General features: G+C 49.3%; 3 protein-coding genes. 2 read left to right on the forward strand and 1 reads right to left on the reverse strand.

The features are described 5' to 3' along the window. Window positions 1–347 precede the first annotated feature (347 nt). Window positions 348–809, forward strand: coding sequence for a glycine zipper domain-containing protein (locus tag AC1DSG_RS28575; protein WP_477793870.1), 462 nt, complete (start codon window positions 348–350; stop codon window positions 807–809). Between the two features lie 407 nt (window positions 810–1,216). On the opposite strand, the gene AC1DSG_RS28580 is transcribed toward AC1DSG_RS28575, so the two are convergent. Then, the gene (locus tag AC1DSG_RS28580) at window positions 1,217–1,657 is read right to left on the reverse strand and encodes a hypothetical protein (RefSeq protein WP_477793871.1); all 441 of its coding nucleotides are present in this window, start codon (window positions 1,655–1,657) and stop codon (window positions 1,217–1,219) included. 259 nt (window positions 1,658–1,916) lie between these two features. On the opposite strand from AC1DSG_RS28580, the gene AC1DSG_RS28585 reads away from it, so the two are divergent. Beyond that, window positions 1,917–3,923, forward strand: coding sequence for an acyltransferase family protein (locus AC1DSG_RS28585; RefSeq protein ID WP_477793872.1), 2,007 nt, complete (start codon window positions 1,917–1,919; stop codon window positions 3,921–3,923). Window positions 3,924–4,027 lie beyond the last annotated feature (104 nt).

Genomic DNA, 4,027 nt, shown 5'->3' on the forward strand with positions numbered 1-4,027 from the left:
CCCCATGCACGCAGGACCCTAGCAAACACTCGGTACATGGTTGATTTCTCTGGCGCTCGCTGCAATCGAATAGCTATAGATCAACATAGAGTCACGCAAAGTCACGCAATATTCACGCACACCCCTCCCCGGCGTTCTGCCGACCGAACGAAGAGCTCATCAAACTGCCATCTAGCGACAAGCAAAGGGCCTATGGGGGAGTGCCAACAGGTCATAATTGATCAACAAACGGCTGCGCTAATCACAGATTGGGTGATCCAAATTTATGCACCGTTAAATATCTGTTGACCTGACTGATTCGTACCAACAAACTTTTCTTTTCCTGTGTATTTCTATAGGTTTGTCTGATGCGTAAATCATTCACTGTCGTTGCATTAAGCCTTCTTGTATCGCAGTACTCCCTCGCTGGCGAAACCACCAACACAGCTATCGGTGGCGGTGTCGGTGGAGCCCTTGGAAGCGTTGTCGGTCAGGCTATGGGGGGTAGCACCGGCGCTGCGATCGGAGCCGGCGTAGGTGGCGCAGCTGGGGGCGCAGTGACCGCGAAGAGTGGCAACAAGACCGAATCAGCCATTGGCGGCGGGCTCGGTGCAGCGGGTGGTCAGGTAATCGGCAACAGTGTTGGTGGTTCCACTGGTGGCGTGATCGGTGCCGGACTGGGCGGCGCAGCAGGTGGTGCTATAGGCAACAAGCTGGCCAACAATAACGATAACGATGACGATAACGACCACTACGACCACTACGACCACTACGACCATAAGCATAAAAATAAGCACAAGAATAAACATAAACACAAACATGACGACTGATCTCGGATTCCGAGATTGAGCAATTGGAATTGCTTTATTTCAAGAGGGAGTGGACGTGGCTCCTCCCTTTTGTTCATCTTTCAAGCCGAGCACTCATTGGTGCGCCTTTCTGCACTGACTTTGCGGCTCACCAATTGCGGTGTCAAAGCCTTGGATGCCGCATAGAAACCGACAAAGGTCTTTATAATCAAGGCCTTGAGCTACAAATCACCCACAAAAATCACAACCTTTTGCGACTCTTTAGAACCCAATAAACACTGGTCCAAACAGTTGCGTTTTGGGGAGGAAATTCCCGCTTTCTCTCCATGGGCACACTGCCTGCCGGGCGCCAAGAAAACCTTTGATCTCTACAGCTAACATCACGATGCGGTATGAAATGCATGCCGGTGATTGCTTGAGATCAGTATTTACTGGGCCGAATCGGCATGAGTAATCACCGGTAAATCACGGAAATGCATCCGCTGGTCCCAAAGCTGGTCCCAGCGGGCAACTTTCACTCCATGCCGAATCTGCATACCCCACCCCGGCGTCCTGTAGAACGAACACATTCGATCCTCTCGGCACCACCAAGACTGCTCATAAAGCACGCCTTCAATTTCTTCCAGGTCACTCAGCGTGAAAGCGTTAGCCGRCATCCCTGTCAACCTTGCATCCAGGAGCGGCGAAAGCGGTACTGCATCAAACGGCATGTCCTCCGGCCGGATCTCGGCGATATCGCTCGATCGATTGAGTTGCGCGCGAATATGCGGCCGGATGTTGATTTCTCCGCGAATGCCGACCGTTTGCCGTATCGCCTTCCAATCCCGGGCCACACCGTTCTCTCTCATGCGCGTAATAAGGACGTACATCTGTCGCTCACTACTGGATAAATAAACAGCTCTATGAGAAAACGGTGTTCCTCATTTGATCCCTGACGATCGGCAGGCAGCCAAGTGAGCACAATCAGATCCGTAAAGATGTTCCAGCCGCTCTTCCAGTGCACAGTTGCGACAAGCTTCGACTCAATCTGGACAAAGAGCTTCACCGACCTGTTGCGCTCAGGCATCATGCTTCGTCGCAGAATGGCGGCAATCGGCCACATAAACTCACACATCAAGCAAGAAGAATATGAAGACGAAAAGCAAAAATTTCAGGGAGGATATCAACGGCCTTCGTGCTTGGGCCGTAGTCGCAGTCATATTATTCCATTTCGGGGTATCCGGTTTTTCCGGCGGCTTTGTTGGTGTCGACATATTTTTTGTTATATCCGGCTTCCTAATGACGGGAATAGTTGTCGAAGGTTTGGAAAAAGACAATCAGAAACAATTCTCCGTTATAAAGTTCTACATGGCGAGAGCCCGCCGAATATTGCCTGCCTTGATTGTTCTGTGCGCTGTATTGCTCGCAATTGGATGGTTGGCACTGCTGCCTCTTGATTACAAGATGCTTGGTACTCACGCTGTTTCCGCTGTATTTTTTTTATCCAATGTCCAGTTCTGGAGAGAAGCCGGTTACTTCGATGTGCAATCCCATGACAAATGGCTTCTACATACGTGGTCGCTCGCAGTCGAGTGGCAGTTTTATCTCATTCTTCCGTTAGTTCTCATCGCCGTATGGAAGTGGAGGCCAAATCGTAACGCCATCGCCATGGCTTTGCTGGCAGGGATATGTGTCTCGCTTGCTTTATCGATTATTTTCACGCCTCTAAAACCGAGTGCTGCTTTTTACCTGCTGCCGACTCGCGCTTGGGAAATGCTCGCCGGTGGATTGGTGTATTTACTAACGAACCGCCTAGTCTTAACACTTGGTATGCGCAAAGCAATTGAAGCTGTCGGCTTCGCGCTCATTATCGGAGCCATCGTCGGCTTTGATTCCTCGTCGAACTGGCCTGGTTGGCGAGCACTGGTGCCTGTAATCGGTACGTTGCTAGTATTGCTGGCAGCGCGAAAGGGCTCATTATGGACGAGCCTTACAGCTACCCAATGGCTGGGCACACGCTCTTATTCGTTGTACCTGTGGCACTGGCCAATAGTGGTGACTCTGACCTATATAGAGCAGCAGGCTAATCCTGTATTCATTATTATGGGTATGGGGCTGACATTAGTATTAGGCCATCTTTCGTATCATCTGGTTGAGTCGACAACTCGTAGATACCTCAGCAAACTAAGCGAGAGCAAAAGCGTAGCTGGGCTGCTCGCTTTCACTATGATAGTTGCCGTGGTAGGTGCCGGTGTACATTTGAATCAGGGTATGCAAGGGCGGTTTGATCCAAGGATTGAAGCCATTGGCCTTGAATCATTGAATAAAAACCCTCGCAGGGATGAATGCCTTCTGATGAAAGGTGTTGTGTCCCCTTCTTGCATGTTCGGCGGCAACGATCTGCAAGCAATTGTATTGGGCGACAGTCATGCAAATGCGACCGTTTCCGCCATAGTGGCCGCAGCTACATCGCCCGAGAGCGGAATAATGGAGTGGTCGTATAGCTCTTGTCCAATTATTCAGGGGGTGCATAGTACTGAGCGAAAGGAATGCGGTGCGTTCGTAGACTGGGCAATACAAAAACTAAAAACTGTACCTCATAGCGTTCCTGTAGTGATCATAAACCGGCACGCTCAGTTCGCAATCGGCGCAAATGAAAATATCAACCAAAAAAACACACCTCAGGTTTATTTCACAAAACCGTATAAATCGTCTGAGCCCGAATTTCTTGAAGAATACGCTCAGAATCTAACAAATACTGCTTGTCAGATTGCGAAAGACCGTATGGTATATCTGGTACGACCAATACCTGAAATGGGCGTTGATGTACCTGCACATATGGCGCGAAGCGCATTATTAGGCGCGCAGAACGAGATATTCGTTACTCTTGAGGAATACCATAATCGCCAAGATTTCATTTGGCGAGCACAAGATGACGCTCGCGACAAATGCGGCGTGAAGATTCTAGACCCTCTGCCATACCTATGTTCTGGTGATCGTTGCCGTGGTGAAAAAAACAATTATCCTTTATATCGTGATGATGACCATTTGAGCGAGCATGGCAATAAAGAGCTCGTACCAATGTTCTCAGAGATTTTCAGGCATTCCGATGAGGCTAATTCGCGAGCTGTAACGGATGCTTCATTGACCAATTGAAAGGTTATTTAAGTTAAAAATCTGCTTTGCACCTGATGCTTGGTGCAAAGTAGTAGCTCGTGCCCGAAACGTTTTTTTAGGTTTTGTATCGCTGCCAAATCAAG

The organism is Pseudomonas sp. P5_A12, assembly GCF_056400685.1.

Excerpts from the sequence above, each read along its gene's own strand:
- AC1DSG_RS28575 (WP_477793870.1), top strand. The coding sequence starts at position 348 with ATGCGTAAATCATTCACTGTCGTTGCATTAAGCCTTCTTGTATCGCAG.
- AC1DSG_RS28585 (WP_477793872.1), top strand. The coding sequence starts at position 1,917 with ATGAAGACGAAAAGCAAAAATTTCAGGGAGGATATCAACGGCCTTCGT.